This window comes from Clostridium pacaense, assembly GCF_020709765.2.
Classification (GTDB): Bacteria; Bacillota; Clostridia; order Lachnospirales; family Lachnospiraceae; genus Enterocloster; species Enterocloster hominis.
Genome location: NZ_JAJFEB020000196.1, coordinates 1 through 241, shown reverse-complemented (window position 1 = coordinate 241; position 241 = coordinate 1). Strand labels below are relative to the sequence as shown.

1 protein-coding gene is annotated in these 241 nt (G+C 27.8%); it reads left to right on the top strand.

Annotated features, from left to right (window positions below; genetic code table 11):
• Window positions 1-29: 29 nt before the first annotated feature.
• A partial coding sequence (locus LK536_RS59025; RefSeq protein ID WP_506092363.1) for a hypothetical protein occupies window positions 30-241 on the top strand: 212 nt, incomplete at its 3' end.

The window sequence follows — 241 nt, the reverse complement described above, 5'->3', positions numbered from 1 at the left end:
ACACATCTACTTCAAATTTTTATAATGCTGTGAGTTTATTTGATTTTTTATTTATATTGGGTATTATAACTATTATTGTACCACAAGTAAGAAAACATCTTAAATGTATTAAAAAAGCACTTTTGCTGATTGCTTTTTCTTTTATATTTACAATAAGTGCCTACGAATGTCAATTTTCTCACGTTATATCTCAAACAGAACAAAAAGCCGATTATGCGCTAACTCAATATCAGCTAGAAGG